At 71.2% G+C, this 25757-nt stretch carries 26 protein-coding genes and 3 pseudogenes; 19 read left to right on the top strand and 10 right to left on the bottom strand.

Annotation, left to right across the window (positions count from 1 at the left end; all coding sequences use genetic code 11):
* Positions 1–37: 37 nt before the first annotated feature.
* Entirely contained in the window at positions 38–919 is an 882-nt protein-coding gene (locus tag ACU6P3_RS18175) for a GNAT family N-acetyltransferase (RefSeq protein ID WP_447193226.1), read from the top strand.
* A 120-nt stretch (positions 920–1039) separates the two neighbouring features.
* Here ACU6P3_RS18175 and ACU6P3_RS18170 read toward each other — a convergent pair whose 3' ends face one another.
* On the bottom strand, positions 1040–2014 hold the full coding sequence (locus ACU6P3_RS18170) for a helix-turn-helix transcriptional regulator (protein WP_447193225.1): 975 nt from the start codon (positions 2012–2014) through the stop codon (positions 1040–1042).
* A 135-nt stretch (positions 2015–2149) separates the two neighbouring features.
* Between ACU6P3_RS18170 and ACU6P3_RS18165 the strand changes: the two genes are divergently transcribed.
* Entirely contained in the window at positions 2150–2509 is a 360-nt protein-coding gene (locus ACU6P3_RS18165) for a VOC family protein (protein ID WP_447193224.1), read from the top strand.
* 72 nt (positions 2510–2581) lie between these two features.
* Here the strand turns inward: ACU6P3_RS18165 and ACU6P3_RS18160 are convergent, their stop codons facing one another.
* Entirely contained in the window at positions 2582–3073 is a 492-nt protein-coding gene (locus ACU6P3_RS18160; protein ID WP_447193223.1) for an FBP domain-containing protein, read from the bottom strand.
* Positions 3074–3143: 70 nt separating this feature from the next.
* On the opposite strand from ACU6P3_RS18160, the gene ACU6P3_RS18155 reads away from it, so the two are divergent.
* From ACU6P3_RS18155 to ACU6P3_RS18140, 4 genes and pseudogenes are all read left to right on the top strand, one after another.
* The gene (locus ACU6P3_RS18155; protein ID WP_447193222.1) at positions 3144–3800 is read left to right on the top strand and encodes a TetR/AcrR family transcriptional regulator; all 657 of its coding nucleotides are present in this window, start codon (positions 3144–3146) and stop codon (positions 3798–3800) included.
* A gap of 4 nt (positions 3801–3804) precedes the next feature.
* The gene (locus ACU6P3_RS18150) at positions 3805–5037 is read left to right on the top strand and encodes a GDSL-type esterase/lipase family protein (RefSeq protein WP_447193221.1); all 1233 of its coding nucleotides are present in this window, start codon (positions 3805–3807) and stop codon (positions 5035–5037) included.
* 106 nt (positions 5038–5143) lie between these two features.
* Positions 5144–5587 (top strand): annotated as a pseudogene (locus ACU6P3_RS18145) (MerR family transcriptional regulator); the annotation flags it as partial.
* A 164-nt stretch (positions 5588–5751) separates the two neighbouring features.
* A pseudogene (locus tag ACU6P3_RS18140) lies at positions 5752–6390 on the top strand (PP2C family protein-serine/threonine phosphatase); the annotation flags it as partial.
* Between the two features lie 35 nt (positions 6391–6425).
* Here the strand turns inward: ACU6P3_RS18140 and ACU6P3_RS18135 are convergent.
* The 3 genes from ACU6P3_RS18135 to ACU6P3_RS18125 all read right to left on the bottom strand — a co-directional run bounded on the left by ACU6P3_RS18135 (position 6426) and on the right by ACU6P3_RS18125 (position 9193).
* The gene (locus ACU6P3_RS18135; RefSeq protein ID WP_447193220.1) at positions 6426–6674 is read right to left on the bottom strand and encodes an SCO4226 family nickel-binding protein; all 249 of its coding nucleotides are present in this window, start codon (positions 6672–6674) and stop codon (positions 6426–6428) included.
* Positions 6675–7067: 393 nt separating this feature from the next.
* Complete coding sequence (locus ACU6P3_RS18130) at positions 7068–8276, bottom strand: C40 family peptidase (RefSeq protein ID WP_447197945.1); 1209 nt, start codon at positions 8274–8276, stop codon at positions 7068–7070.
* Positions 8277–8467: 191 nt separating this feature from the next.
* Positions 8468–9193: a class I SAM-dependent methyltransferase gene (locus ACU6P3_RS18125; protein ID WP_447197944.1), complete on the bottom strand. Its 726-nt coding sequence runs from the start codon at positions 9191–9193 to the stop codon at positions 8468–8470.
* A 327-nt stretch (positions 9194–9520) separates the two neighbouring features.
* Between ACU6P3_RS18125 and mshA the strand changes: the two genes are divergently transcribed.
* From mshA to ACU6P3_RS18100, 5 genes are all read left to right on the top strand, one after another.
* Complete coding sequence (gene mshA / locus ACU6P3_RS18120) at positions 9521–10885, top strand: D-inositol-3-phosphate glycosyltransferase (RefSeq protein WP_447193219.1); 1365 nt, start codon at positions 9521–9523, stop codon at positions 10883–10885.
* Complete coding sequence (locus tag ACU6P3_RS18115) at positions 10878–11384, top strand: type III secretion system chaperone family protein (protein ID WP_447193218.1); 507 nt, start codon at positions 10878–10880, stop codon at positions 11382–11384. The genes mshA and ACU6P3_RS18115 overlap by 8 nt, the downstream gene beginning before the upstream one ends.
* Before the next feature lie 111 nt (positions 11385–11495).
* Positions 11496–13235 carry an MFS transporter gene (locus ACU6P3_RS18110; RefSeq protein WP_447193217.1) on the top strand — a complete coding sequence of 580 codons (1740 nt, stop codon included), beginning with the start codon at positions 11496–11498 and terminating at the stop codon, positions 13233–13235.
* Positions 13236–13338: 103 nt separating this feature from the next.
* On the top strand, positions 13339–14028 hold the full coding sequence (locus ACU6P3_RS18105; protein WP_447193216.1) for an RNA polymerase sigma factor: 690 nt from the start codon (positions 13339–13341) through the stop codon (positions 14026–14028).
* Positions 14025–15149 (top strand): CU044_5270 family protein, encoded by a 1125-nt coding sequence (locus ACU6P3_RS18100; protein WP_447193215.1) that lies wholly within the window; start codon positions 14025–14027, stop codon positions 15147–15149. The genes ACU6P3_RS18105 and ACU6P3_RS18100 overlap by 4 nt, the downstream gene beginning before the upstream one ends.
* A 123-nt stretch (positions 15150–15272) precedes the next feature.
* On the opposite strand, the gene ACU6P3_RS18095 is transcribed toward ACU6P3_RS18100, so the two are convergent.
* Complete coding sequence (locus tag ACU6P3_RS18095) at positions 15273–15467, bottom strand: DUF397 domain-containing protein (protein ID WP_447193214.1); 195 nt, start codon at positions 15465–15467, stop codon at positions 15273–15275.
* Positions 15468–15479: 12 nt separating this feature from the next.
* Positions 15480–16313 carry a DUF5753 domain-containing protein gene (locus tag ACU6P3_RS18090; RefSeq protein WP_447193213.1) on the bottom strand — a complete coding sequence of 278 codons (834 nt, stop codon included), beginning with the start codon at positions 16311–16313 and terminating at the stop codon, positions 15480–15482.
* Positions 16314–16897: 584 nt separating this feature from the next.
* On the opposite strand from ACU6P3_RS18090, the gene ACU6P3_RS18085 reads away from it, so the two are divergent.
* Positions 16898–17152: a hypothetical protein gene (locus ACU6P3_RS18085; protein WP_447193212.1), complete on the top strand. Its 255-nt coding sequence runs from the start codon at positions 16898–16900 to the stop codon at positions 17150–17152.
* Positions 17153–17438: 286 nt separating this feature from the next.
* Here the strand turns inward: ACU6P3_RS18085 and ACU6P3_RS18080 are convergent, their stop codons facing one another.
* Both ACU6P3_RS18080 and ACU6P3_RS18075 read right to left on the bottom strand, forming a co-directional pair.
* On the bottom strand, positions 17439–17702 hold the full coding sequence (locus ACU6P3_RS18080; RefSeq protein ID WP_447193211.1) for a hypothetical protein: 264 nt from the start codon (positions 17700–17702) through the stop codon (positions 17439–17441).
* A gap of 134 nt (positions 17703–17836) precedes the next feature.
* Positions 17837–18103 (bottom strand): hypothetical protein, encoded by a 267-nt coding sequence (locus ACU6P3_RS18075; RefSeq protein ID WP_447193210.1) that lies wholly within the window; start codon positions 18101–18103, stop codon positions 17837–17839.
* A 343-nt stretch (positions 18104–18446) separates the two neighbouring features.
* On the opposite strand from ACU6P3_RS18075, the gene ACU6P3_RS18070 reads away from it, so the two are divergent.
* The 3 genes and pseudogenes from ACU6P3_RS18070 to ACU6P3_RS18060 all read left to right on the top strand — a co-directional run bounded on the left by ACU6P3_RS18070 (position 18447) and on the right by ACU6P3_RS18060 (position 19786).
* Positions 18447–18839, top strand: a complete 393-nt coding sequence (locus ACU6P3_RS18070; RefSeq protein ID WP_447193209.1) for a hypothetical protein — start codon at positions 18447–18449, stop codon at positions 18837–18839.
* Between the two features lie 255 nt (positions 18840–19094).
* Positions 19095–19691: pseudogene (locus ACU6P3_RS18065) on the top strand (hypothetical protein); the annotation flags it as partial.
* Entirely contained in the window at positions 19619–19786 is a 168-nt protein-coding gene (locus tag ACU6P3_RS18060; protein WP_447197943.1) for an Lsr2 family DNA-binding protein, read from the top strand. The pseudogene ACU6P3_RS18065 and the gene ACU6P3_RS18060, both read left to right, overlap by 73 nt.
* A gap of 117 nt (positions 19787–19903) precedes the next feature.
* On the opposite strand, the gene ACU6P3_RS18055 is transcribed toward ACU6P3_RS18060, so the two are convergent.
* Complete coding sequence (locus ACU6P3_RS18055) at positions 19904–21745, bottom strand: bifunctional metallophosphatase/5'-nucleotidase (RefSeq protein WP_447193208.1); 1842 nt, start codon at positions 21743–21745, stop codon at positions 19904–19906.
* A 290-nt stretch (positions 21746–22035) separates the two neighbouring features.
* Here ACU6P3_RS18055 and mshD point away from each other — a divergent pair, with 290 nt between their 5' ends.
* The 4 genes from mshD to ACU6P3_RS18035 all read left to right on the top strand — a co-directional run bounded on the left by mshD (position 22036) and on the right by ACU6P3_RS18035 (position 25409).
* Positions 22036–22956, top strand: a complete 921-nt coding sequence (mshD, locus tag ACU6P3_RS18050) for a mycothiol synthase (protein WP_447193207.1) — start codon at positions 22036–22038, stop codon at positions 22954–22956.
* A 94-nt stretch (positions 22957–23050) separates the two neighbouring features.
* Positions 23051–23467: a GntR family transcriptional regulator gene (locus ACU6P3_RS18045; RefSeq protein ID WP_447193206.1), complete on the top strand. Its 417-nt coding sequence runs from the start codon at positions 23051–23053 to the stop codon at positions 23465–23467.
* The gene (locus tag ACU6P3_RS18040) at positions 23464–24378 is read left to right on the top strand and encodes an ABC transporter ATP-binding protein (protein ID WP_447193205.1); all 915 of its coding nucleotides are present in this window, start codon (positions 23464–23466) and stop codon (positions 24376–24378) included. The genes ACU6P3_RS18045 and ACU6P3_RS18040 overlap by 4 nt, the downstream gene beginning before the upstream one ends.
* Positions 24375–25409, top strand: coding sequence for an ABC-2 membrane transporter-related protein (locus tag ACU6P3_RS18035; RefSeq protein ID WP_447193204.1), 1035 nt, complete (start codon positions 24375–24377; stop codon positions 25407–25409). The genes ACU6P3_RS18040 and ACU6P3_RS18035 overlap by 4 nt, the downstream gene beginning before the upstream one ends.
* Positions 25410–25757 lie beyond the last annotated feature (348 nt).

Here is a 25757-nt window from a genome sequence, read left to right as displayed (position 1 = left end):
CACGGTGGTACACCCGTGGCATGGGGGACCATGAGGCATGCGACCGGACGACTGGCACCTCACCGAAGACGTCGACGACTTCCTCGACCGGGCCGGAGACTTCCTGCGCTCGCGTCCCGGCCTGCACGTCATGCCGCTGACGTGGGCCGAGAGACTGCGAACGCGCGGGGCGGCCGCGTTCGGCTTCAAGGCCCCCGTCTTCGGCGTGCTGGAGCGAGCGGGCGAGGTTGACGCCGCCTTCTACCGCCTCCCGCCCCGCGGCCTGAGCCCCACCCCGCTCACCCCCGGACAGGCCGACGCCCTCGCCGCCCGCCTGTCCGCCCTCGGGCACCCCCTTCCCTCCGTCAGCGCGGACCACGACACCGCCACCGCTTTCGCCGAGGCCTGGCAGCGCCACACCGGCGCGACGCCGAAGCTCCGCGACACGCAGGTCCGGCTGTACCGCCTCGGCACGCTCACCCCACCGGACCCGCTGCCGACGGGCCGGAGCCGCGTCCTGGGCGAGCAGGACCTCGAGCAAGCCATGTACTGGTGCGGCGAGTTCGCCAAGGCCGTCGGGGAAGACGTCACCATCGACGCCGGCTCGTGGGCCGGCACGCGGTACGCCGACAAGCGCTACACGCTCTGGGAGACACCGGACGGCACCCCCGTCTCCATCGCGGGCATGAACCCGGTGATCGGCGGCCAGGTCCAGGTCGACATCGTCTACACCCCGGCCCACCTGCGCGGTCGCGGCTACGCGGGCGCCGTGTCGGCGGAGGTGAGCCGGGCCGCGCTGGCCGCGGGCGCGAGGGAGGTCGTGCTGTTCGCCGACCGGTCCAACCCCACCAGCAACGCCCTCTACCAACGCCTCGGCTATCGCCCGCTCGCAGACTGGGCCGCGTACGACTTCTCGAGCGCCGCACCGGAAGCCGGTTGACGGGCCGGCGAACGCGCGACGAAGGAACGCGCGACGAAGGACAAGGTGAACAACCCTGGAGGCGGCTGTGACGGGCCGCGTGAGGCCCCTCCCCGGTGTTACACGGCGGGCTCGCCCGCCCTACGCGTACCGGTGGAGGGTCCGCGTCGCGAGTTCGCGCATCCGGTCGCGGGCTTCGGGGGGACCGGTCACGGTGAGGCCGTCCGCGAATTGCAGGAGCTGGCGTACGTCCTCGAGCTCTCGGCACGCCACCGTGACGGACACCGCGTCTCGCCCGACGACGGGGACCTCGCCTCCCCCTTCGGATCGCGGGCCCCGGACGGTCAGGCGGGAGCCGAGGATGCGCCGGGCCCGGTCGAGCAGGCGGGCTTCGAGCACCGCGTGCACCTGGAGGGTCTCGATCGTCTCCCAGCTCGACGTCAGTTGCGCCGCCACCTCGGTGAGGGTGGTCCCGGGCCGCAGTCGTCGGGGGACTCGCGTCGGCTGCCAGTCGGCAAGCCGTTCGAGCGAGTACAGCCGAGGGACGCTCGCGCAGTCGGCGACCAGGTACCACCGGCCCGCTTTGGCCAGCAGTCCGTAGGGGTCGACCACGCGCCAGGTCGGTTCGACGTCCTCGGATCGTCGGTAGCGGATGCGCAGCCGCACTCCCCGGCGCACGTCACCGACGATGGCACTCGGATCGGTGCCCCGGGTGTCCGGCCCGAACCACGGTCTGTTGTCGGTCGTGACGACGGCACTGAGCGGCAGCGGGGACGGCGCCGGCTGTCGACGCACCGCGACCTTCTCGCGGGCTCGGCGGCTGTCGGCGCCGGCCCCCAGCTGACGCCGCTGGTCGTCGTCGAGCCCGTCGAGCGCGAGGTGGTCCCGCTCGGCCGGGGTGAGCCGCGACGTGTCGAGCGCGCCGCCGGGCAGCAGCCTCACCCCGCCCCAGCGGCCCCGTTCGACGAGGACCGGAAAGCCCGCCTCCTGCAGCCAGCGCAGGTCTCTGAGCACAGTACGCACCGAGACCCCGACCTGGCCGGCGAGGTCACCGGTGGTGATTGCCTCCCGTGTGCGGAGTGCCAGCAAGAGGGCGAAGAACCGATCTGGCGTCACGGCATCAGAATCTCAGCAAACACGACGGGATCCGTCATGTATGACAGCCAGGCTCCTCAGAAGCGGGCCATCCGGGTCAGCCGACCAGGCCCCCGGAAAGACCGACTCGCGAAGACCGACTGAAGGAGACCGCTCATGGCAGTCCCGAACATGTTCATCGTCCACGTCTCCGACGCACCCGCGTCCGCGCGCTTCTACTCGGAGCTGTTCGACATGCGGCCGAGCTTCGAAACACCCGGCTTCGTCGCGTTCGAACTCGCCGGAGGCGTTCAACTCGCCCTGTGGAGCCGGGCCTCGCACGACCTGACTCCGCCGCGCACCAGCGAACTGTGCGTCACGCTGGCCGGCGGTCCTGAACGGATCGACCGCCAGTACCAGGACTGGGCAAGGCAGGGTGTCACGACCGTGCGGGAACCACACGACGAGGTCTTCGGCCGCACGTTCGTCGTCGCGGACCCGGACGGCAACCTGATCCGGGTGGCACCGGTCGATTGACGACGTTCCGTGATTCCCGGCCGGGTCCGCCCGCCGTACGGTCCGGCGGGCGGACCCGGCGGGCGATCAGCGTCACGCGGTCACCTTGGCCACGAACGCGGCCACGTTCGCCACGGTCCGCTGGATCTTCTCCTCCAGAGTGATCGTCTCGTGCAGCCGTGAGCCGGCGCCCGCGTCCCGTTTGCCCCGCACGTACAGCGAGCAGGCGAGGTCGCCGCATATGTAGGCGCCCACCGAGTTGCCCTGCTGCCCGGCCTTGCCCGCCTTCGGCGCGACCATCAGGGAGACGCCGCCGCCATGGGTGGTGAGGCACATCGTGCACATGCTGCGCCGCGCCTGCCAGGAGGAAGGACTGGGGCACCGCAGCGCGAGCCCCTTCGGCCCGCCCTCCAGTTCGATGACGAGATAGGCCCGGTCAGGGGCCTGAGGGTCGCGCCAACCGAGGAAATCCAGGTCGCCCCAGGGCCGCTCGGCCAGGTCCCGGGGGACGGAGAGGCGCTTCGCCGCGCCCTTGGTGCAGTTCACGAACGCGGTACGGATCTCGCGCTCAGTCAGCGGCTTCATATACGAGAGGCTAATTTGCCTAAACTTATTAGGCAAACGCATAATCGTTGTCGGCAACGAGAGCGAGGACATGGTGCGCGTAGGGCTGACCACGGGACGTCTGACCCAGGCGGGTGCGGAGCTGGCCGACGAGGTCGGCTTCGACCGGGTGACCGTCTCGGAACTCGCCAGGCGGTTCGACGTCAAGGTCGCGAGTCTGTACTCGCACGTGAAGAACTCGCAGGACCTCAAGACCCGGATCGCCCTCCTCGCCCTGGAGGAACTCGCCGACCGGGGCGACGCGGCCCTGGCCGGGCGGGCCGGCAAGGACGCCCTGACCGCCCTGGCGAACGTCTACCGCGACTACGCCCGCGAGCACCCCGGCCGTTACGCCGCGGCCCAGATGAGGCTCACCCCGGAGGCGGCCGCCGCCAGCGCCGGCGGCAGACACTCGCGGATGACCCGGGCGATCCTGCGCGGCTACGACCTGACGGAACCTGACGCGACGCACGCGGTCCGGCTGCTGGGCAGCGTCTTCCACGGCTACGTCACCCTCGAGCTGGGGGGAGGCTTCAGCCACAGCGCGCCCGACTCGCGGGAAACCTGGTCGCGGATCATGGACGCCCTCGACGCCCTGCTGCGGAACTGGCCGGCGGACTCGGCGGAACCGGCGCACTCGGCGGACTCGGCGGACTCGGCGGACTCGGCTAAGCCGGTCACACCCGGGCCACATGGAACGACAGGTTGAGGCAATGCACACCGAAAGCAACTGGATCACCACTCCCCTCACCGCTGCCCTCCTGCGCGGAGCCCTCGACGTCGAGCACACCGAGCACGGCGTCCTGCCGCACCGGCTGCCCGCCCGGGCCCGCGCCCAGTACACAGACGGGCAACTGGCCATGGCCGAGTCCCAGCCCTCCGGCGTACGGCTGGTCTTCCGCACCCGGGCCACCGCCGTCGAACTGGACACACGGCGCACCAAGCGGGTCTACGTGGGCGCCCCGCCCCGCCCGGACGGCGTGTACGAACTGCTCGTCGACGGCCGCCCTGCCGCACGGGCGAGCGTCGCGGGCGGCAACACCCTGACCATCGACATGACCACCGGAACCGCCGAGCACCGGCCAGGCCCGGCCGGCACTCTCCGCTTCACCGACCTGCCCGACGGCAACGACAAGGGCGACGACAACGGCAACGGCCTCAAGGACATCGAGATCTGGCTGCCGCACAACGAGACCACCGAACTCATCGCCCTGCGCACCAACGCCCCCGTCGAGCCCGCGCGGGACCCGGGCCGCAGGGTGTGGCTGCACCACGGCAGTTCGGTCAGCCACGGCTCCGACGCGGCCGGCCCCACCTCCACCTGGCCCGCACTCGCCGCCCGCCTCGGCGGTGTGGAACTGATCAACCTGGGCCTCAGCGGCAGCGCCCTGCTCGACCCGTTCACCGCCCGTACCCTGCGGGACACTCCCGCCGATCTGATCAGCGTCAAGATCGGCCTCAACCTGGTCAATGCCGACCTCATGCGCCTGCGTGCCTTCACCCCCGCCGTCCACGGCTTCCTCGACACCATCCGCGAAGGTCACCCCACCACGCCCCTGCTGGTCGTCTCGCCCATCCTGTGCCCGATCCACGAGGACACGCCGGGTCCGAGCGCTCCGGACTTCTCCGGCCTGGGCGACGGCCGGCTCCGGTTCCGGGCGACGGGCGACCCGGCGGAACGCGCGAGCGGGAAACTGACCCTGGGCGTCGTACGGGACGAGCTGGCCCGGATCGTGGAGCAGCGGGCCGCCGAGGACGCGAACCTCCACTACCTCGACGGCCTCGCCCTCTACGGCGAGGCCGACTACGCCGAGCTGCCGCTGCCCGACGAACTCCACCCGGACGCCGCCACCCACCGCCTGATGGGCGAACGCTTCGCGGAGCTGGCCTTCACGGACCGGGGCGCCTTCGCGGACGGCGGCGTCTCCATCGACGGAGACGCCTGAATCCTCGGTCCGAAATCCTCGGTTGACCTTCACCTCAGGGGAGGCCACAGCATCGGTGGTGCCGGGCGACGCGCTCGGCATGAGGAAGAAGGACGGGGAGGCGGGCATGGGGCTGCTGACCATCGGGGCGTTCGCGAAGGCGTCCCGGCTGTCGCCGAAGGCACTGCGCCTCTACGACGAACTCGGCCTGCTGCCGCCCGCCCGTGTCGACCCGGTGACCAGCTACCGCCTCTACGCCCCGGAACAGCTGGAACAGGCCAGGCTGGTCGCCTGGCTCCGGCGGCTGGGTATGCCGCTGGCCCGTATCCAGCGTGTCCGCACGCTGGATACGGCCGCGGCGGCCCAGGAGGTACGGGCGTTCTGGGCGCAGGTCGAGGCCGACACCGGCGCGCGGCGGGACCTGGCCGCCTTCCTCATCGACCGCCTGGCCCGGAAGGACTCCGCCATGTCAGCGACCGCCAAACCCCTGGAAATCCGTTACGCCGCGCTGTCCGACGCCGGCCTGGTCCGCGAGAGCAACCAGGACACCGCCTACGCCGGCTCCCGCCTGCTAGTGCCGCGACCGGCAAGGTTTGCCCGTCAAGGAGCGGCGTCCGGTGCGTGTGATCGCAAGGCGGTCAGAAGTCCATGTAGCGGAGCTACCTGGGCTTTTGGCCAACGCGGCGAGCGCGCGTGCCGGGCGTCGCGACGGGGCAAACGTTGCCGGGAGGGGCACTAGCCGTCGCCGACGGCTTCGGCGGCGGCGGAGCCCCCGCGAGCGCGGCCGCCGTCGACGCCCTCAAGCACCTCGAAACCCTCGAGATCCCTGCGGGCGAGCTCCTCAACATCCTCGAGGACGCCGTCGAACAGGCGGGGCGAGCCGTGCACGTGGTCGCGGCCGAAACCGAATCCTCACCGGACGAGGTCGGCACCACGCTCACCGCGCTGCTCTGGACCGGCTCGCAGCTGGCCCTCGTCCACATCGGTGACTCCCGCTGCTACCTCGCGCGCGACGGAGAGTTCTTCCAGATCACCCACGACCACACCGTCGTGCAGTCGATGGTCGACGAGGGGCGCATCAGCGCGGAGGAGGCCACCGTCCACCCCCAGCGGTCGCTGCTCGTCCGCGCCCTGGGCGGAGAGGGCGAAGCCGCCCCGGACATGCGCCTGCACGACGTCCGGCCGGGAGACCGCTACCTGCTCTGCTCCGACGGACTGTCCACGGTCGTACAGACGACGGAGGTACGCCAGGTGGTCACGACGGTCAGCGACCCCGAGCAGGCGGTACGCGAACTCGTCGACCGCGCCAACCGCGTCGGCGGCCCGGACAACGTCAGCTGCGTGGTCGCCGACGTCCGGGAACTCCAGCGGTAGGAAGGCGGCAGGTGCAGGAACGGACGGCCCGCGCCTCAGGCGCTGTACGCCACCGGGTGGACCTCGTCCGCCGCGTGCCCGGCGCGCTCGTGGACGCGTCGTACGGCGTCCGCCGAAGGCGCCTCCGAGAGGCAGAAGACATCACCGGACTCGGGATCGGCCCACGCGTGCTCGAAGTGGACGCCTTCTTCGCCCTCGATCGCGAGATCCGCGTCGTGCGCCTGGCGGAACTGCTCGGGGGTGAGGCCCTTCATTCCGTGATGGACGTCCATGAATATCGCCATCGGACTCACTGCTCCCACAGAGAAAGAGGTGTCCTTTTCCTTTCCCATGCTGCACCTGCCCGCCCCTCCCGGGCATGTCCTGCGGATCCCGGCGGGGCGGGTCCGGCCTGGTCAGCGCCGCGTTTCTCCGTACCCGAAAGTGTCCGGGAGCGCGTCATGGGCTGCGCCGATCTGGACACTCTGGCTCGTTGGCTGGACCGGGCCTTCTCAGTCTCCGAGGCCGAGGAGCTTTTCCAGTCGGAGACCGACGGGAAGAGCGGCTGACGGAAACGGAAGGCGGCGCGGGCGCGGAAGGGCGGGGCGGGTCGCGCCGGTCGGCGCGCGCTCGGCACGGCCGGCCCCCGGCCCCACGCCGCCCGCGCCGCGTCTACGCCCGCGCCCACCCCGGGTCCGTCACCTGTCCGGCCGGACGACCCCGAGGATCCGCATCGAGCCCGCCCCCGCCAGGGTCACGTTCCGCCCCGGCCGGGGCGCGTGCACGATCGCGCCGTCGCCTATGTACATGCCCACATGGCTCGCGTCGTCGTGGTAGATGATCAGGTCGCCGGGCCGCATGTCCTTGATGTCGATCCGCGGCAACAGCCGCCACTGCTCCTGCGAGGTACGGGGGATGGTCCGCCCGGCCGCCGCCCACGCCTGAGAGGTCAGCCCGGAGCAGTCGTACGAGTCCGGCCCCTCCGCTCCCCACACGTACGGCTTGCCGATCTGCCGGGTCGCGAACTCGATCGCCTTCCTGCCCTGCGCGCTCGACGCCCGGTTGATCTCTTCGAGCGCGCCGGAGCCGAGCCAGGCCGCCTGCGCCTTGGCCGCCGCGTCGCTCTCCAACCGGGCCAGCCGGGCGCGCTCCTCCTTCTCCAGGCCCGCCTCGAGCTTCTCGGCGGCGGCGATCCGCCGCTCGATCTCCTTCTTCGCCTTCTCCTTCTTCAGCCGGCCGGCTTCGAGCTTCCCCCACTGCGTACCGGCGTCGGCCGTGTACGTCTTCAAGTCGTCCTGGGTCCGGGTCAGCTCCGCGAGAAGGTCGTTGGTCGCCTTCATGCCCTGCCTGACCCTGCCCGCGCCGTCCAGGAAGCCCTGCGGGTCGCCGGTGAGCATCAGCCGGGCCTCGGGCGGCAGTCCGCCGCTCCGGTACTGCGCACGGGCGGCGGCCCCGGCGCGCTGCTTGAGGTCCTCCAGGCGCAGCTGGTTCCGGACGATCTTCTCGGCGAGCCTGACGACCTCGGCCGACTGCTTGGCGGTCTGTTCCTCGGCGAGGTTGTAGGCGTCGGTGGCGGAGGCGGCCTGGCGGTAGAGGTCGTCGATCTCCCGCCGTACGTCTTCGAGGGGGTCGGGGGCGGCGTCGGAGGCCGCCCCCGTGTCGCTCGGCCGGCCGGCGCCGCCCGACGCTCCCGGTGGCAACTCGACCGGCGGCGGGGCCACGGCCGACGGGGACGGTACAGCCGAGGAGGACGGTACGGGCGGAGCCGCCGGGGCCCCCAGTGCGGCTGGTGCCGCCGGGGCGGTCCGGGGCGTCGCGTACGCATGGATCCTCAGGTCCGGCGCGGCCAGTACCGCCAGCGCGCACACCAGAGTGACCGTCGCGGCCGCACAGCGACGTCGGTTCACGGACATACCCCCAAGACGCCCAGCCCGGAAGGCGTCAGAACACACCAGAACGCGAGACGACCACTTCTGATGCAACGTCATAACTTCGTATTACCGATGTGATCGTGCCATGTCCGGCACCAGAACGACAGAGGCCCTCAGAACCTCACAGGCTCCGCGCCTCACGCGTTCCGCGCCTCACCCGTTCCGGCTCACCGAACCGGCGCGAGCGCCGCCCAGTTCACCGTCACCTCACCCTGCCGCCGCCGGCGCGGATCGTCCGCCAGCGGCCAGTCGGCCGCCACGTCCCGTACCGCCCGGATCCACCGCTGCCGCGCGCCCAGCGAGGCGTACGGGGCCGCCGCCGCCCATGCCCGGTCGAAGTCGCGCAGGAACGCGTGCACCGGCTCACCGGGCACATTGCGGTGGATCAGCGCTTTCGGCAGCCGTTCCGCCAGGTCGGAGGGACGCTCGAGGGAACCGAGGCGAGCCGCGAACGTGACCGTACGAGGCCCCTCCGGCCCGAGCGCGACCCAGACATGCCGCCGCCCGATCTCGTCGCACGTCCCCTCCACCAGCAGCCCGCCCGGCGCGAGCCGGGCGCACAGCCGCGCCCAGACGGCGGCGACCTCGCCCTCCTCGTACTGCCGCAGGACATTGGCCGCCCGGATCAGTACCGGCCGCCTCCCGTCGGCCAGCGGGATCTCGAACCCGCCGTGCCGGAAGCACAGCCCGTCCCGTTCGTACGGCAGCGCCGCGGCGACCCGGGCCGGGTCTATCTCGACGCCGACGACCTCGGTGCGCGGCTCGGCCGTACGCAGCCGGCGCAGCAGTTCGACGGCGGTCCAGGGAGCGGCGCCGTACCCGAGGTCCACCACGACCGGATCGGCCGCGCGACGCAGCGCGGGACCGTGTACGGCGGTGATCCAGCGGTCCATGCGGCGCAGCCGGTTCTGGTGGGTCGTGCCGCGCGTGACCGTGCCCACGGGACGGGCCGTTCCCGCGGCGTGGGCAGCGTGGGCGGCATGGGCAGCGTGGGATGAAGGGGGCCGATACGCCATAAGGGTGAGCGTAACGAGCCCCGGCACCACCCATCACGGTTGAGCTGGTTGAGCCGTGAACTGCAACGTTTTGGCAAAGCGGAAATGCGGACGGACCCTCCGCTGTTGAACGGTGCCGGAGGGCGTCCCACACCCTCTCTTTGTCGTGCGCTTCACCGCGCGTTTTCGTCGTGCTCAGTTGTCGTGAGCGAGAGGACCGTAGACGTGAGCCAGTACGTGTCCCGTATCACCGGCACGCTGGCGGGCCCCCCGCGCGCGCCCCGGACGTCCCGCCTCCGCCGCCTCCCCGGCCAGCCCCGCAAGCCCCGCCGGGTCGCCATGCTCAGCGTCCACACCTCCCCGCTGCACCAGCCGGGCACGGGAGACGCGGGCGGCATGAACGTCTACATCGTCGAACTGGCGAAGCGGCTCGCCGCCATCGACGTCGAGGTCGAGATCTTCACCCGCGCCACGACCGGCGGGCTGGCCCCCGCCGTGGAACTGGCTCCCGGTGTCCTCGTGCGGCATGTGGACGCCGGACCGTACGAGGGCCTCGCCAAGGAGGAGCTGCCCGCGCAGCTCTGCGCCTTCACGCACGGCGTGATGCAGGCGTGGGCGGGCAACCGGCCGGGCCACTACGACCTGGTGCACTCCCACTACTGGCTGTCGGGACACGTCGGCTGGCTCGCCGCCGAGCGCTGGGGCGTCCCCCTCGTCCACGCCATGCACACGATGGCCAAGGTCAAGAACGCCTCGATGGCCGAGGGCGACACCCCGGAGCCGGCGGCCCGCGTGATCGGCGAGAGCCAGGTCGTGCGCGCCGCCGACCGGCTGATCGCCAACACGGCGGAGGAGGCCGAGGACCTCGTCCGCTTCTACGACGCGGAGCCCTCGAAGGCCGCCGTGGTGCACCCGGGCGTCAACCTCGACTGCTTCTCCCCGGCGGACGGCCGCGCCGCCGCGCGCGCCCGGCTGGGGCTGCCGCAGGACGCGTTCATCCCGCTCTTCGCGGGCCGTATCCAGCCGCTGAAGGCTCCTGACGTGCTCCTGCGCGCCGTGGCCGTACTCCTCGACCAGGACCCGTCGCTGCGGACGAGGCTGGTCGTGCCGGTGGTCGGCGGCCCGAGCGGTACGGGCCTGGCCAAGCCGGAAGGGCTCCAGAAACTGGCGGCACGGCTCGGCCTGGGCGATGTGGTCCAGTTCCGGCCGCCGGTGGAGCAGGCACGGCTGGCGGACTGGTTCCGGGCGGCGTCCGTGCTGGTCATGCCCTCGTACAGCGAGTCCTTCGGCCTGGTCGCGATAGAGGCCCAGGCGGCGGGCACGCCGGTGGTGGCGGCCTCGGTGGGCGGGCTGCCGGTGGCGGTACGGGACGAGGTGACCGGCATGCTGGTCCAGGGCCACGAGCCGGAGGCGTACGCGCGGGCGCTGCGCGAGTTCCTCGACCACCCGGACCTGGTGGACCGGATGGGCGAGGCGGCGGCGCGGCACGCGCGGTCGTTCGGCTGGGACACGGCGGCGGCGGCCACGGCGGACGTGTACACGGCGGCCGTCCAGGCCTACCGCCGTCGCGTACGCTCGCACCATGGCTGACGCTCGCCCCACGCCCGTGCCCGACGCCGGAGAAACCATCGAGCGGGCGCTGGCCTCCGCCGGGCTGGAGTGGGAGAGCCCCGAGCCCGGTTCGTACGTCGTCACCCTCCCCGGCACCCGCAAGCTGGCCACGACCTGCTCCCTGCGCGTCGGCCGGCACGCGCTCTCCGTCAACGCCTTCGTGATCCGCCGCCCGGACGAGAACGCCGAGGGCGTCCACCGCTGGCTGCTGGAGCGCAACCTCAAGTTGTACGGGGTCGGCTACGCGGTCGACCACCTCGGCGACGTCTACCTCACCGGCAAGCTCCCGCTGGGGGCCGTCACCGAGGACGAGATCGACCGGCTGCTGGGGTCGGTCCTGGAGGCGGCGGACGGGTCGTTCAACACGCTGCTGGAGCTGGGGTTCGCGAGCGCGATCCGCAAGGAGTACGCGTGGCGGGTGTCGCGGGGTGAGTCGACGCGGAACCTGGACGCGTTCGAGCACCTGACGCGGGACTGAGGCAGGACCGACTTCGTACGCACGGCTTCGTACGCCCGGCTTCGTACGCCCGGCCCACGCGTTTCCCGCGCCGCACATGCGGGATGTTCACCCCCGGGAGAAGATTCCGGCATGGACGACAAAAGCCGCATACGCGCGGACGAGGCCGGGGTCGGGCGGAGGGCCGGTGCCCTGACCCTGACGGCGATGGTCGTCGCCGCCTCGATGACGTTCATCGACCAGACCATCGTGGCCATCGCGGCGCCCACCATCGTCCATGAGCTGGGCCTCACCGCCTCCGGCATGCAGTGGGTGGTCAACGCCTACCTCCTCACGCTGGCCGCGTTCTTCGCCCTCGGCGGGCGGCTGGCACACGTCTTCGGACACCGGCTGATGCTGATCGCCGGAACGCTGGTCTTCGTCGTCTCCTCGATCCTGTGCGCCGTGGTCCCGGCCGGCGGCGACGTCGCCCAGGGCTGGCTGATCGCGTTCCGCGCCACCCAGGGCGCAGGGGCGGCGCTGCTGTTCCCGGCGGCGCTGGCGGTGGTGACGGAGACGTTCCCGGCGGAACGGCGCGGCCGGGCGCTGGCCCTGTTCTTCGGGTGGTCCGCCGTGCTCACGGTGCTCGGCCCGCTGCTGGGCGGCTGGCTCACCGCCTGGACCTGGCGGGCGATCTTCTGGATCAATGTGCCGGTGGCGGCCGTCGCCCTCGTACTGATGGCGAAGGCCCGCGTCCCCCACGTCGCGCGCCGCGAACCCATTGACGTGCCGGGCGCGGTGCTGGTGGCCGTCGGGACGGCGCTGACGGTGCTGGGCTTCCAGCAGGCGGCGAACTGGGGGTGGAGTTCGGCCCTGACATGGCTCTGCGTCGGTCTGGGCCTGCTGGTGCTGGCGCTGTTCTGTCGCTACGAGCTGTACGGTCTGCGCGATCTCGGCAAGCTGCGTGCGCTGAGCAGGCTGAGCGTACGGGGCCCCGGCGACCATCCGCTCGTCCCCCTGCGGCTCTTCAAGGACCGGGCGTTCGCCGTCGACGCCGCGGTGCTGTTCTTCGCGATGCCGGCGTTCGTCCCCGTGTTCTTCTTCGGTTCGGTCTACGCCCAGGTCTCGCTCGCCTCCTCGCCCCAGCAGGCCGGGCTCTACCTCCTGTACTTCTTCGTCGGCTTCGTCATCACGTACCAGTGGGGCAGCCGGTTCCTGGACGTCCGGGGCGCCAAGCCGGCCATCCTGCTCGGCACGGCCCTGGGCACGCTCGGATTCGCGCTGTGGGCGAGCAAGCTGACGGACCACTCCATGCAGGGCCAGTGGCCCTACGTCGCCCTCTCCGGCGCGGGCATCGGCTTCCTGCTCGTTCCCGCGTCGACGGACGCGGCCGACAGGGCCGCCGGCCGGGCCGACGACGGGACCGCGCGCCGAGCCAACGGCCGGGTCGCCGGCGCCTCGTACGAAGAGGTCACCGCCCTCACGCAGACCGTCCGTACCTTCTCGGCCGCCCTGGGCCTCGCCGTCTTCGGCACGATCCTCACGCACGTCACCACGGACCGGATGGCGGGCACGCTCGGATCAGCGGGCGTGCCGAGCCCGCTGGCCCACTCGGTGGGGCACGACATCTCGGAACGGTTCACCGGCAACGGCGGCCACCTCGTGCCGACCGGCACCGGCCCCGTCGACCGGATCACGCGCGACGCGATCGGCGTGTTCCGGCTCGACTTCGCCGAGGCCAACAGGGCGGTCTTCTACGGCATGGCGATCACGCTGGCCATCGCCTTCGTCTGCGCACTGTTCCACCCGGGCCACCCGGACCGCCGACGGACGAAACCCACCGCCAACGACACGGGCACAGACACAGCCCCAGGCAGGAACACCGCACCCTGATCCCTCAGAGCCCCCAGAGCCCCCAGAGCGTGTGTCCCGCGTCACAATGAACAGGCGGAACCCGACAGGCTCACCCGGACAGCTCATTGAGGTGAGCACTGATATGCGAACCCGGATACGGGCTGGGGAGCCGAGCGCCTTCGCGGAGCTGTTCGACAGCTATGCCCGCGCGGTCTACAACCACGCCTTCCGCCTCACCGCTGACTGGTCCACGGCCGAGGACGTGATGGCCACGACCTTCATGGAGGCATGGCGACTGCGCGACAAGGTCTCCGCCGAGGGGGGCTCGCTGCGCCCCTGGCTGCTGGGTATCGCCACCAACACCGCACGCAACCACGTCCGGAGCAACCGGCGGTACCGAGCGGCGGCCACCGCCGCCGCGGCTGCGGAGCGCGCGCTGCCCGACCACGCCGAGGAGGTGTCCGGCCGGATCGACGACCGCCGGCGCCTCGCAGCGGCGCTCACCGCGCTCGCCACGCTGCGCAGAACCGAGCGCGAGGTGCTGACGCTCTGTCTGTGGGAGGGCCTGGAGTACACGGCCGCCGCGACGGCGTTGGGAATCCCCGTCGGCACGGTCCGCTCCCGCCTGTCCCGGGCCCGGGTGAAACTGCGGAAGCTGACCGAGGCGGAACTGGCGCAGCCGACGGGGCCACCTCCCGACAACGTACGCGACCCCGGAAAAATCCCGCGCGGAAACATCCCGCGCGGAAAAACGGAACCCGCCCCCCGCGCCCGACAGACAAGAGGTGACCGCATCCACGCGGTCCGGCCCGCCCAGGAGGGAAACCGATGAACGCGAACTCGTCCCGGCAGAGCCCGGCCGAGTGGGAGGAAAGCGCACACCTCCTCCCTCAGACGGCGCATGATCTGCCGACGGGCCGTCACCAGTTCCACAAGGAGCGTCTGATGGCCCACATCCAGCAGGAACAGCACAACGTGACGGCTTCCGCCACCCCGGCGACGGAGGTAGGAGAGACCACGACGACGCGCCGCTTCCGGCTGCCGCGCCCGGCGATCGCCCTGCCCGCGATGGCGCTCGCCCTCGCCGGAGCGGTTGTCGTCGGAGCCGCCGTATACGACGGAGGCTCCGGAAGCGGAACCTCCGGAGCCGGCAATGTCGCCACCGGCCCGGCCCTGACCACCGACATCGGCTCCGGGACCACCAAGGGCGTCCCCCAGCTGCTCGACCAGATCTCACTGGCGGCGGCGGAGGGCGGCCACCCCGACGTCAAGCCCGGCCAGTACATCTACATCGCGTCCAAGACGGCCGACACGTACGTGAAGACCGTCGACGACAAGTCCACCCTGGTGAGCGAGAAGCCGTACCTGCGCCAGACGTGGATGTCCGCCGACGGCACCGAGGGCTGGCTGATCGACCCCACGTCCGAGCGTCCGGACGGGGAGACGCTGAGCGGGCCGGACGAGCAGGGCAACGCGCTGAAGCCCGGCATCAACCACCCGACGTACGACTTCCTGGCCGGCCTGACCACGGACCCCGACGAACTGCTGAAGCTGATCTACAAGGAGACGAAGGGCCAGGGCAACAGCCCCGACCAGCAGGCGTTCTCCACCATCGGTGACCTGCTGGGCGAGAGCTACCCGCCGGCGGAGCTCTACGCGGCCCTGTTCAAGGCGGCGGCGAAGATCCCCGGCGTGATCATGGTGGACGACGCGGTGGACGCGACGGGCCGGCACGGGGTCGCGGTGGCCCGGGTGGACTCGGCCGGCGGCACGCGCGAAGAGTGGATCTTCGACAAGAAGACCCACGCCTTCCTCGGCGAACGCATCGTCCAGGTCAAGGGGGCGTCCGGCGACGACGGCCTGATCAAGCCCGGCACCGTCACCTTCGTCAGCGCCATCGTCACCCGCGCGATCGTCGACGACATGAAGCAGCCCCCGTCCCAGGCCGGCTGACCCACCCACCCGAGCGGCCCCCGAACAGCCCTCGCCTCGTACGGACGGCTCCCGCCGGGTGTGGCGGGAGCCGTCCGTACGAGCGCGGCGCCTCACCACTCGGCCCGCCCGGTCCAGTCCGCGTCAGACCAGATCGTCAAACTCGCCGTCCTTGGCACCACCGAGAAACGCGCGCAGCTTGGCCCGGCTGGTCCGGATGACCACGTCAGGCAGATCGCTCTCGCGTATCAGAATATCGCCTTCAAACGCGGCAAGTTCTAGGCAGTTCGAGTCCTCGTCGTCCGATGACTTGGAAGACTTCCGCCACTGGATTCCCATGCCTCACACACCTCACACTTGCCGTGCGACTTCGTGGATAAAGTCCCTGGAACTGCCCGGGTCCAACGATCGCTCCTCCGTGCGGTCCAGCATGGCCCGCCAGTTCGTGAGACGCGTTTCGGCGTCGACGAACCCAGAGCCGGTCGGCGTATCGGTCTGCACGGTGTCAAGCTGCCGAACCGGGCCGTACACGTAGTGTGTCGAAGTGCTGGCGTTCGGAAAACCGCCTGCCGCAAACGGGATCACCCGCACGGTGACGTTGTCGCGTTCCGACTCCTTGAGCAGGAAAGCCATTTGACTTCGCGCGACGGCCGTACCACCGAACCGCATGCGCAGCGCCGCCTCGTGGATCAGGAAGGTGCATTGCGGAGGGTTCGCCCGGTCGAGCACATCACGTCGCTTGAGCCGGTGCGAGATCTGTCGTCTTCGCCGAGTGGGACTCATGGGTGGCACCGCCTCTGCGAAGACAGCCCGCACATAGTCCTCGTTCTGCAGCAGGCCCGGCATATGCATGGTTTGCACAGCGCGGATGGCGACGGCGTGGTGCTCCAATTCAGCCAAGTCAAGGGCACCGTTGGAGAGTTCACCCCTGTAGTCCTCCCACCACCCGTTCACTCGCTCCGCAGCCATTTCGGCCAGCGCTTCGACGTACGGCTCGTCGGGGCACGCGTAGCTCTCGGCCCAAGCACGCACCCTGTCGGCGCTCACGCCGAATCGCCCCGACTCGGTATTGCTGACGGTGGTCCGTTCGGTCCCGAGCAAGGCCGCGGCATCGGCCAGCTTCAACCCTGCTCGCTCCCGCATCTTGCGTAACTCGACGCCAAGTCTGCGCTGAATGCGCTCCACTTCCGTATCACATGTCGTACGGCAAGCCTATGGCTGCCTCTGCACAGGACCACGCTTCGGCGAGATCAGGTGCGGCCGGATGCGCACGCCGTGAACCGCGTTGGGAGACACCATGCCCTCTCCGACTACTCCCACCCCACCGAACTCTCCGCCCCCTGACCAGCGCGGAACCGACCCGTACCGCCTCGTCCTGCCGAACTCCGCCTGCGCGCCCCGCGTCGCCCGGGACTTCGTCGGCTCGCTGCTGCACGTCCCGCCACCCGGACCTGGCCTACGACGCACGGCTCTGCGTCACCGAGATCGTCACCAATGCCCACCGCCACACCCGTTCCCGCCTGATCCGGCTGGACGTGTCGTCGGGCCGCGGCACGTCACCGTGTACGTACGGGACGACAAGCCGTGCCCCCTGCCGCTGCCGAGCGCCCGCAGCGCGGAACTCACCGGCGGCCGGGGCTTGTTACTGGTCGACAGCATCGCCGCCGGCTGGGCTGGACGCTCTACGGGGCGTTCGCTCCGCACGCGAAAGCCGTGTGGTTCACGCTGGCCGGCCCCGCCTCCTGCAGCACGGGGGCCGGGGCGGAACGGTGAACGATTCCGCGGCCGACCCGAGCCTCTGGGGTGCGGTGTCGATCACCGTCAGCCTCATCGCACTGGCCTTGGCGCTGCTCCACGCCTCGGTTCCCCGTTCGAGGGCCGAGGAGGCATGGGTGCCGATTGACGCGGAGGAGGGCTACACGTACACCTGCTACTGCACCAAAGACCCCGTCCATATCACCGTCCCGACCTCCCGCGCCCACCGCCTGGGACGGACCCTCGGCGCCGACGCCGCCCGGCGCTGAAACAGCGGAAGCGGACGGCCGCGTCCCGGTCGCGCCTCCGGCTCAGTGGAACAGGGCGGCCAGGCGCCTGCGGGTCTCGCATAGGCGTGGATCGTGCGCGCGAGCGCGTCGAATCACGCAAGAGACCGCAGCCGCGCGCGGTCCCGCTCGGCGTCGGCCGAGTCGCGTACGGCGTCGAGCGGGATCGCCCGGCCGGCCGGGACTCGCCTACGCGCGACCGGTTCACCGCCATTGCCCGCTTCGGCCACTCGGTCGCTCACACCGGCCGGCGAGCCCGTCCGCGGCGTTATCGGTTTCCTCGGCGCGTGGCGATCCCATTGCCGATGAAGACGACGATGCCGAGGGTGACGAGGCCCGCCCCGGCGTAGCCGACGAGTTCTCCACGGGCTTCGGCCTTCTTCTCCTCGTCGTAGCTGCGAGATTCATCGCCTACGCGCGCGCACCACTGACCGGGTCTCATCAGGCTGCCGTCGCACTCGACGGCTTCGCCGTTCAGTACGGCCTCGCCGTTGATGAAGAACATGGGCCCACCGACGATGAACAGAGCCATGGCCAGGACCCTGAGCCAGGGTCGCCCTGAGCTGCGCATACAAAGGATCCCATCCTTCATCGGCACCGTTACCGCGTGACCGGCGCCCTCGTACCGAACCATGGAAAGCCCTGCCCCGGGCGCCGAGCCGTAAATCACCCGGCGGGTTCGATACGGAGGACGGCGGCGGTGTCGAGGATTTCGACGACCTCCAGGCTCATGGCGTCGTTGACGGTCGCGGCGGGCCCCTCTCCGCAGCTGAGCCGGACGCCGCCACCGCCCTCCGACGACACACCTCCGCCACCGGAACAGCCCGAAACGCCGAAGCCCGATCCCGTCAGCCGCGCGACCATCTCGACCTCGCCGCCGCTGATCGCCGTCACCTCGATCGGCCCGAGGCCATACGTTTCCGGCACTGTCACGACGTCCCCCACGGCGACCTCGATCTCGCACCTGCCGTCAGCGCACGGCCCGGTCGGCGAGGGCGACGGCGTGCCCGTCTTCGCGGGGGCGGACGCCGGTGGCCCGGAGCCGGACCCGCTGGGCCGGCCCTCAGCGGGGGACTCACTCGAAGAATTCGAGGAACACGACGTGAGAGCGGCGAACACGACAGCGACAACGACGGTGACAGCGGCAGTGGATGGCGTTCTGCTACGCGTCATGGTCGCCATGGAACCACGCCACCACCGGTACCGCTCCCCGCCGTTCGAAATTTCGTGACTGCTTCAAACGTGGACGGGACATGCCGACGCTTATGCTGGTGACGTGCTTCGTCCACTGACCTGGCAAGATCTGGTCTTCGCACCTCTGTTGATGGTCGTCCCGATTACGGGCTTCTCGGTATGGGCGATCTGGACAACGGTGGCGCTGTGGGAGCCTTCGTTCCCGGCGTGGTGGGCGGGCCTCCTGGCCGGATTCCTCGCCGCGGTGGGCAGCGGCGCGTTGTGCCTCTTCGCGCTCAGAGACTTCGGTGAGCCGCTGGAGGTGGTGGAGTGCGCACTACTGGTGACGCTGCTGGCCCCGCTGGCGAGCGTGTGCGTGTGGCTGGTCACGGCCTCGAAGGTGAACACATCCGGAGTCGGGTGGGCGCTGATTCCCGTCGTGGGGGACGATCGTCGCGACCTGGGTGACGACCGGAATCTTCAGAGCGATCTGTGACGAGTGACGGAACGCGGACCTTTCGTCTTCCCAGTGCGCCTACGTCACACGGCAAGGTTCGCCGGCCAGGACGCCCGAACGGCGGTGGGACGAACGGACGACGAGCGGACAACGGAACGCCCCGGCCCTGTTGGCCGGGGCGTTCCGCGTTGGTGTGCTGAAAGCCGTGATCAGCCGGACCGCGGAGCTTGTGCCATATTTCGCGCGCCCTGCGCGAGCCCCAGACCCTACGATCGCCTGGTACGGCTGCCTGAGGCGGAGTCGTTTCTCAGCGACCGGTCCGGGCTCGTGCGGGCTTGTGCCCGGTACGTCGTACGGCAGCACGGAGGCGACCCGGCAGCCTGGTACCGAAAGCGGTGCACAGCACCGGATGACCTCGAGTTGCTGCCCGGCGCGGTCATCGGGCTGGCCGAATGCGGGAACCGCGCGGACGCCGGGCTGCTGTGCCCGCTCCTCGCGCACCCGGTGGCCGGGGCGCGGGCGGTGGCGGGGCTGCGGACGCTGGACTGCGTGGACGCGGAACAGCTGCGGCCGCTCCTCGACGACCCTGCCGCCGGTGTCGTCCGCGCGGCGGCCGTCGCCCTGTGGCCCTCGGCAAAGGAACTACCCACCGACTGGCTACAGGAGCGCACCAGTACCGAGCGGCCGCGGCACGTTCGCGTCGGCGCGTTCCGGCTTCTCGACGCGCACGGCGGCATCGCGGCGCTTCGGGCTGCGGTCGGTCTGCTGGAAGACCCGGATGCGAAGCCGCGTACCTGGGCCGGGCAGGCCGTCCAGCGCTGGCACCCGCCGGCAGGCGCGCGGCGCGGCGACGCGGAGGTGGGGGAACTGCTCGACCGGAGCCGGCACCTCGCGCCTGGGCACGTGAGCAGGGCTTCGACGTCCCCGACCGCGGCCGCATCCCCGCAGCGGTCATCGACGCCTATAAGCAAGCTCAGGGGAAGTGAACACCGTCGCCGGCCAGGACGCCCGAACGACGTTGGGCGAACGGACGACGAGCGGACGACGGAACGCCCCGGTCCTGGTGGCCGGGGCGTTCCGCGTCGGTGGTGTGCTGACGTCGTTTACCTCAGGAACGTGATCCGGTCCGCAGACGGCGGGGCCAGGGGGGACTGTGCGCTGGAGTTCGCCGCCAGGTAGGCGTTGAGCATGTCCAGGTCCGACGCGCCGACCAGCTTGTTCTTGCCCTCGGCGAAGACCGGGAAGCCGTCGCCGCCGCCCGCCAGGAACTCGTTCATCGCGACCCGGTAGGTCTTGGCCGGGTCGATCGCGTCGCCGTTCAGCTTCACCGAGTCCGTGACCAGCCGGGCCGCGCCCGTCTTGGTCATGTCCAGGGTGTACGTGAAGCCCTCGGAGACCTGGAGGATCTTCGGGGATGCCTCGTTGGAGCCGCTGACCTGCTGCTGGAGCGCCGTGATCAGCTGGGCGCCGGTCAGGTCGACCGCGTTCATCATGTTGGTGAACGGCTGCACCGTGAAGGCCTCGCCGTACGTCACCACCCCGTCGCCCTCGCTGCCCGACGCCTTGTGGACGAGGTCGGACCGGATGCCGCCCGGGTTCATGAACGCGATCTGGGCGCCGCCCTTGTCCGCCGGGGCCATGCCCTTGAGCTGGGCGTCCGCGATCAGGTCGCCGAGCGGGGTCTCCGGGGTGGTCGCGCCGCGGCCGTTGATGTCGGCGGAGATGTAGCCCTGCGGGGCGTTCGCGATCGGCGCGGCCAGCTTGTTCCAGCGGCCGATCAGGTCCGTCATGTCCTTGGCCTTGGGCTGCTCACGGCTGACGATGTGGTTCGCCGTCTTCATGCTCTTCACGCTCGTCCGCACGATGTCGTTCGTACGGCGGTCGTAGGTGAGCGTGGTGTCCGTGTACAGCTTGCCGAACGACGACGCCGACGTGACCAGCCGCGGCTTGCCCGCCGGGTCCGGGATCGTACACGCGTACGCCTGGTGGGTGTGGCCCGTGACCAGCGCGTCGACCTTGGACGTGATGCCCTTCGCGATCTCGACGATCGGACCGGAGATGCCGTCCCCGGCGCCCGGGCTGTCGCAGTCGTAGTTGTACGAGGACGAGGCCGGCGCCCCGCCCTCGTGGATCAGCGTGACGATCGACTTGACGCCTTGTTTGTCCAATTCCTCGGCGTACTTGTTGACGGTTTCGATCTCGTCGTGGAACTTCAGTCCCTTGACGCCTTCGGCCGTCACGATGTTCGGCGTGCCCTCCAGGGTCACCCCGATGAAGCCGACCTTGACGCCGTTCTTCTTCCAGACCGTGTACGGCTTGAGGACCGGCTTGCCGGTCTTCTCGGACGTGACGTTCGCGGCGAGGTAGGGGAAGTCCGCGCCCTTGAACTTCTTCCCCTTCTCGTAGCAGCCCTCGGTGGGGTGGCAGCCGCCGTTCTGGAGCCGGGCCAGCTCGACCGCGCCCTCGTCGAACTCGTGGTTGCCGACCGTCGTCACGTCGAGGTCGATCTTGTTGAGCGCCTCGATGGTCGGCTCGTCGTGGAAGAGGCCGGACAGCAGCGGGCTGGCTCCGACCATGTCGCCGCCGGCCGCGGTGATCGAGTACGGGTGCCCCTTGCGCGCGTCGCGCAGCGAGGTCGCCAGGTACTCCACCCCGCCGGCCGGGATCGTCTTCGTCGTGCCGTCTGCCTGCTTCTCCGTGACGCTGCCGGCCGAGCCCGCGGGCGGCTCCAGGTTGCCGTGCAGGTCGTTGAAGGACAGCAGCTGTACGTCGACGGTCCTGCCCTGCCCCTGCCCCTGCCCCTGCCCCTGAGCCGGGCTCGGGCTCGGGCTCCGGTCCTCGTTGGCGGCGGCCGGCATCGCCGCGACGAGCGCGCCGACGGTGGCCAGGCCCGCGGCGGTGGCGAGCACTCGCCGGGCCACGCGGTTCTTCTGCGGTGCTGTCATCGGTCCTCTTGGTCCCCTTGCTGAGTTGGACGCCCCGTCGACGTGTTCGCCGTTCGGCTGATGGCCGCCGGCCGCCGGGTCGCCGGGTCGCCGGCAAGGTGACGGTGGCGAGCCGAAGCCTATGGTCGACGCGCGTAGCACAACAGGGGGTGCCGGGTTACGAGCTGATTGCCGTTGGGGGCGGCCGGGCCGACGCCGGACCGGCCGGGAGGCGTGCGCGCTGCCCCGACAGGGCCCTCCACGCCCGGTCCGTACCGCGCTCCGTCGTACGTCCGCCGTACCCTCGACGCATGACTGACGCAAGCGCCCACGAGCCCGGCCGGCAGATCCAGACCCTCGACGCGCTCACGCCCGAGCAGGCCGAGGAGGTCACCGGCCTGCTGGCGGCAGCCGCCGAGTCGGACGGCGTCCAGGCCGTCTCCGAGCAGGGCCGGCTCCAGCTGCGCGGCGGGCGCCGCCCGGGGGTACGGCACTTCCTGGTCACCGTCGAGGGCGGACTCGTCGGGTACGGGCAGCTGGAGGACACCGACCCGGTCGAGGCCCCGGCCGTCGAACTGGTCGTCCACCCCGCCTGCCGGGGCCGTGGCCACGGCCGGGCGCTCGGGGCCGCGCTGATGGCCGCCTCCGGCAAGCGGCTGCGGGCCTGGGCGCACGGCGGGAAGTCGGCCGCGCGCCATCTGGCCCAGGTGCTCGGGCTGACGCTCTTCCGTGAACTGCGCCAGCTGCGGATGCCGTTGGTCCCGCTGACCGTCCCGGACCCGGAACTGCCGGCCGGCGTCACCGTCCGTACGTTCGTCCCCGGCCAGGACGACGACGCCTGGCTCGCGGTCAACGCCGCCGCCTTCGCCCACCACCCCGAACAGGGCGCCCTGACCCAGCGGGACCTGGACGACCGGACCGCCGAGCCGTGGTTCGACCCCAAGGGGTTCTTCCTGGCGGAGCGTGGCGGCGAGCTGATCGGCTTCCACTGGACCAAGGTGCACGCGGCGGAGCAGCTCGGCGAGGTGTACGTCCTCGGCATCCGGCCCGACGCCCAGGGCGGCGGCCTCGGCAAGGCGCTCACCGCGATCGGCCTGCGGCACCTGGCGGCGGAGGGGCTGCCGACGGCGATGCTGTACGTGGACGCGGACAACACGGCGGCGGTATCGGTGTACGAGCGGCTGGGGTTCACCACGCACGAGGTCGACCTGATGTACCGCACGGAGTCCTGACCCGCCTGTTCCAGGGCATAAGGGGCGGCGTCATTGACGCCGCCCCTTCCCTCGACCATGCTTTCACTACTTACTTAGTGAAAGGGTGTTTGCGGTGATCGAGTACCGCATCGACCGGCGCAGCGGCGTCGCCACCTATCTCCAGATCGTCCAGCAGACCAAACAAGCCCTGCGCCTCGGCCTGCTGGAACCCGGGGACAAGCTGCCCACCGCCCGCGAGGTGGTCGAGGCAACGGCCGTCAACCCCAACACCGTGCTCAAGGCGTACCGCGAGCTGGAGCGCGAGGGCCTGGCCGAGGGCCGGCGCGGGCTCGGCACGTTCGTACGGGGAACCCTCGGCCACGGCTCGGCGGACAGCGCCCTGCGGGCGGAACTGGCCGCCTGGGTGGCCCGCGCGCGGACGGAAGGCATGGAGAAGGACGACGTGACCGCGCTCTTCACAGCCGTGATCGACGAGACATTCGAAGACAAGGCGCTCGAAGACGAGACATCCGAAGGGGATGGCGCATGACAAGCACGGCGATCGAGGCGACCGGCCTCGCTCAACGGTACGGAACCCGGCGGAAGGGGCGCTGGGCCCTGCGCGACTGCTCCTTCCGGATACCGACGGGCCGCGTCTGCGCCCTCGTCGGCCCCAACGGCGCGGGCAAGTCCACGCTGCTCGCCCAGGCGGCCGGGCTGCTGCTCCCCACCGAGGGCTCGGTCCGTACCCTCGGCGCCGTCCCGTCGGCCGCCCGCGAGCGCATCGCGTACGTGGCCCAGGAAAAGCCGCTCTACCCGCAGTTGACGGTCGACGAGACACTGCGCATGGGGCACACGCTGAACCCCGGGCGCTGGGACGCGGCGACGGCCGAGCGGATCGTCGAGGGCGGCGCGCTCGACCGCGGCGCCCGGATCCGTACGCTCTCCGGCGGCCAGCGCACCCGCGTGGCCCTCGCCCTCGCCCTCGGCAAGCGGCCCGAACTGCTCCTGCTGGACGAGCCGATGGCCGACCTCGACCCGCTCGCCCGCCATCAGCTGATGGGCATCCTGCTGGGCGGCGCGGCGGAGCACGGCACCACCGTCCTGATCTCCTCGCACATCCTCGCCGAGTTGGAGAACGCCTGCGACTACCTGCTGCTGATGGACGGCGGCCGGGTACGGCTCGGCGGCGAGGTGGACGACATCCTCACCGCGCACACCGTGGTGACGGGGCCGGCGGGCGACCTGGGACCGCACACGGTGGTCGAGTCCCGTACGACGGGCCGGCAGCTCACCGCGCTGGTCCGGCCGGACGGCCCGCTGGACGACACCTGGCAGACCCATGCCCCGTCCCTGGAGGAACTGTTGCTGTCGCATCTGCGCTCCCCCGACGCGCCGCCGCTGCTCACGCCGAGCGCCGAGGCAGAGCCGGCCGCGCTCCGGAAGGCGGTGTCCGCGTGAGCACTTCGACCCTGCGCCCGCCGGCCCCGGGCGACCCGGCCTCCGGCACGTCGGCCCCGCGCCCGCCGGCCCCGGGCGGTCCGGCCCTGCGCGGCCCGGTCCTGGTGACCGTCCGGCTGCACCGCCGGACGCTGTGGGCGGGCCTCGGAATCCTGGTGCTGATGGCCGGGATCCTGCTCGCCTCCCGGCTCCACGCCTCCGGCGTGACCCATGACTTCGCCGCGTCGGGCTGCTCCGTCGAGCACACCACCCGGGAATGCCACCAGCAGGTCCGGGACTTCCTGGACACCCGGTACGACTTCGGCCGGTACGTCAACTACGCGGGCGTCGTCCTGCTGGTGCTGCCCGTGCTCGTCGGCGCCTTCGTGGCGGGCCCGGTGATCGCCCGGGAGCTGGAGTCCGGCACGTACAAGCTCGCCTGGACCCAGTCAGCCTCCCCCGCCCGCTGGCTCGCGGCGAAGCTCGCCGTACCGGCGGTGTGGACGGTCGCCCTGCTGTCGGTGGCCGTCGGCGTCCTGCGCTGGGCCCGGTCGGCGACCGGCGACGACTTCGGGGCCTTCCCCTGGTACGAACCGCTCGCGTTCACCGGACGCGGCCCGCTGACCGTGGCGTACGCCCTGCTCGGCATCGCGGTCGGGGCGCTCGTCGGACTGCTCGTGCGCCGTACGGTCGTGGCGATGTCCGTCACCGCGCTCGCCGTCGGCCCGGTCCTGGCGGTCTTCTCCCAGTACCTGCGGAGCCATCTGTGGCCGATGGTGACGGTCGAGGGCAAGCGGCAGTACTTCGAGGAGAACGCCTGGGTCGTCCAGCAGGGGGCGGTGACGCCGTCCGGCCGCAGGGCGTCCTACAACGAGTGCCTGCCCTTCGATCCGTCCCCGTGCGCGGATTCCGGCGGTGGGCTCACCCACTTCGTCGACTACCACCCCGCCGCCCACTTCTGGCCCCTCCAGCTCGTGGAGACGGGCGTCGTCCTGGCCCTGGCGGCGGTCGCCGCGTTCGCCGCGTTCCGGATCGTCCGCCGCCTGGGGTGACCGCGGCCGGGGAGCGCTCGCACGCGCCGCACCGACCCGCGTGCGCCGCGCCGACCCGCATGCGTCACGCTGTTCTCGAACGCCGCTGCCCCACGTACGCCACGCTGACCTCGTACGTCGTGTCCGTGTACGCACCGCGCCCTGCGGGACGGGGATCCCCGGAGGCCGGGCCCCGCCCGCGGGGATCACCGTCCCGACCGCGGGGAGCCATGTCCCGCCCCCGGGGGATCAGGGCCGCCCGCCCCCGGGGAGCCCCGTCCCGCTTTCCTTCACGTCATGTCGCCGTTACCGGGCATTCAGACACCCTTGTAACTCTCTCTGAATGCAGCCCGCTGTGCCCCCCACCCC

The organism is Streptomyces hebeiensis (assembly GCF_052983195.1).
Note: the sequence above shows the minus strand (reverse complement) of the source record. Positions and strands in the feature narration are given on the sequence as shown.

What these genes read in the sequence shown, in the direction of transcription:
- ACU6P3_RS18175 (WP_447193226.1), top strand. Translation starts at nt 38, where the DNA reads ATGCGACCGGACGACTGGCACCTCACCGAAGACGTCGACGACTTCCTC.
- ACU6P3_RS18165 (WP_447193224.1), top strand. Translation starts at nt 2,150, where the DNA reads ATGGCAGTCCCGAACATGTTCATCGTCCACGTCTCCGACGCACCCGCG.
- ACU6P3_RS18160 (WP_447193223.1), bottom strand. Translation starts at nt 3,073, where the DNA reads ATGAAGCCGCTGACTGAGCGCGAGATCCGTACCGCGTTCGTGAACTGC.
- ACU6P3_RS18155 (WP_447193222.1), top strand. Translation starts at nt 3,144, where the DNA reads ATGGTGCGCGTAGGGCTGACCACGGGACGTCTGACCCAGGCGGGTGCG.
- ACU6P3_RS18150 (WP_447193221.1), top strand. Translation starts at nt 3,805, where the DNA reads ATGCACACCGAAAGCAACTGGATCACCACTCCCCTCACCGCTGCCCTC.
- ACU6P3_RS18135 (WP_447193220.1), bottom strand. Translation starts at nt 6,674, where the DNA reads ATGGCGATATTCATGGACGTCCATCACGGAATGAAGGGCCTCACCCCC.
- ACU6P3_RS18125 (WP_447197944.1), bottom strand. Translation starts at nt 9,193, where the DNA reads ATGGACCGCTGGATCACCGCCGTACACGGTCCCGCGCTGCGTCGCGCG.
- ACU6P3_RS18115 (WP_447193218.1), top strand. Translation starts at nt 10,878, where the DNA reads ATGGCTGACGCTCGCCCCACGCCCGTGCCCGACGCCGGAGAAACCATC.
- ACU6P3_RS18110 (WP_447193217.1), top strand. Translation starts at nt 11,496, where the DNA reads ATGGACGACAAAAGCCGCATACGCGCGGACGAGGCCGGGGTCGGGCGG.
- ACU6P3_RS18105 (WP_447193216.1), top strand. Translation starts at nt 13,339, where the DNA reads ATGCGAACCCGGATACGGGCTGGGGAGCCGAGCGCCTTCGCGGAGCTG.
- ACU6P3_RS18100 (WP_447193215.1), top strand. Translation starts at nt 14,025, where the DNA reads ATGAACGCGAACTCGTCCCGGCAGAGCCCGGCCGAGTGGGAGGAAAGC.
- ACU6P3_RS18095 (WP_447193214.1), bottom strand. Translation starts at nt 15,467, where the DNA reads ATGGGAATCCAGTGGCGGAAGTCTTCCAAGTCATCGGACGACGAGGAC.
- ACU6P3_RS18080 (WP_447193211.1), bottom strand. Translation starts at nt 17,702, where the DNA reads ATGGCTCTGTTCATCGTCGGTGGGCCCATGTTCTTCATCAACGGCGAG.
- ACU6P3_RS18055 (WP_447193208.1), bottom strand. Translation starts at nt 21,745, where the DNA reads ATGACAGCACCGCAGAAGAACCGCGTGGCCCGGCGAGTGCTCGCCACC.
- mshD (WP_447193207.1), top strand. Translation starts at nt 22,036, where the DNA reads ATGACTGACGCAAGCGCCCACGAGCCCGGCCGGCAGATCCAGACCCTC.
- ACU6P3_RS18040 (WP_447193205.1), top strand. Translation starts at nt 23,464, where the DNA reads ATGACAAGCACGGCGATCGAGGCGACCGGCCTCGCTCAACGGTACGGA.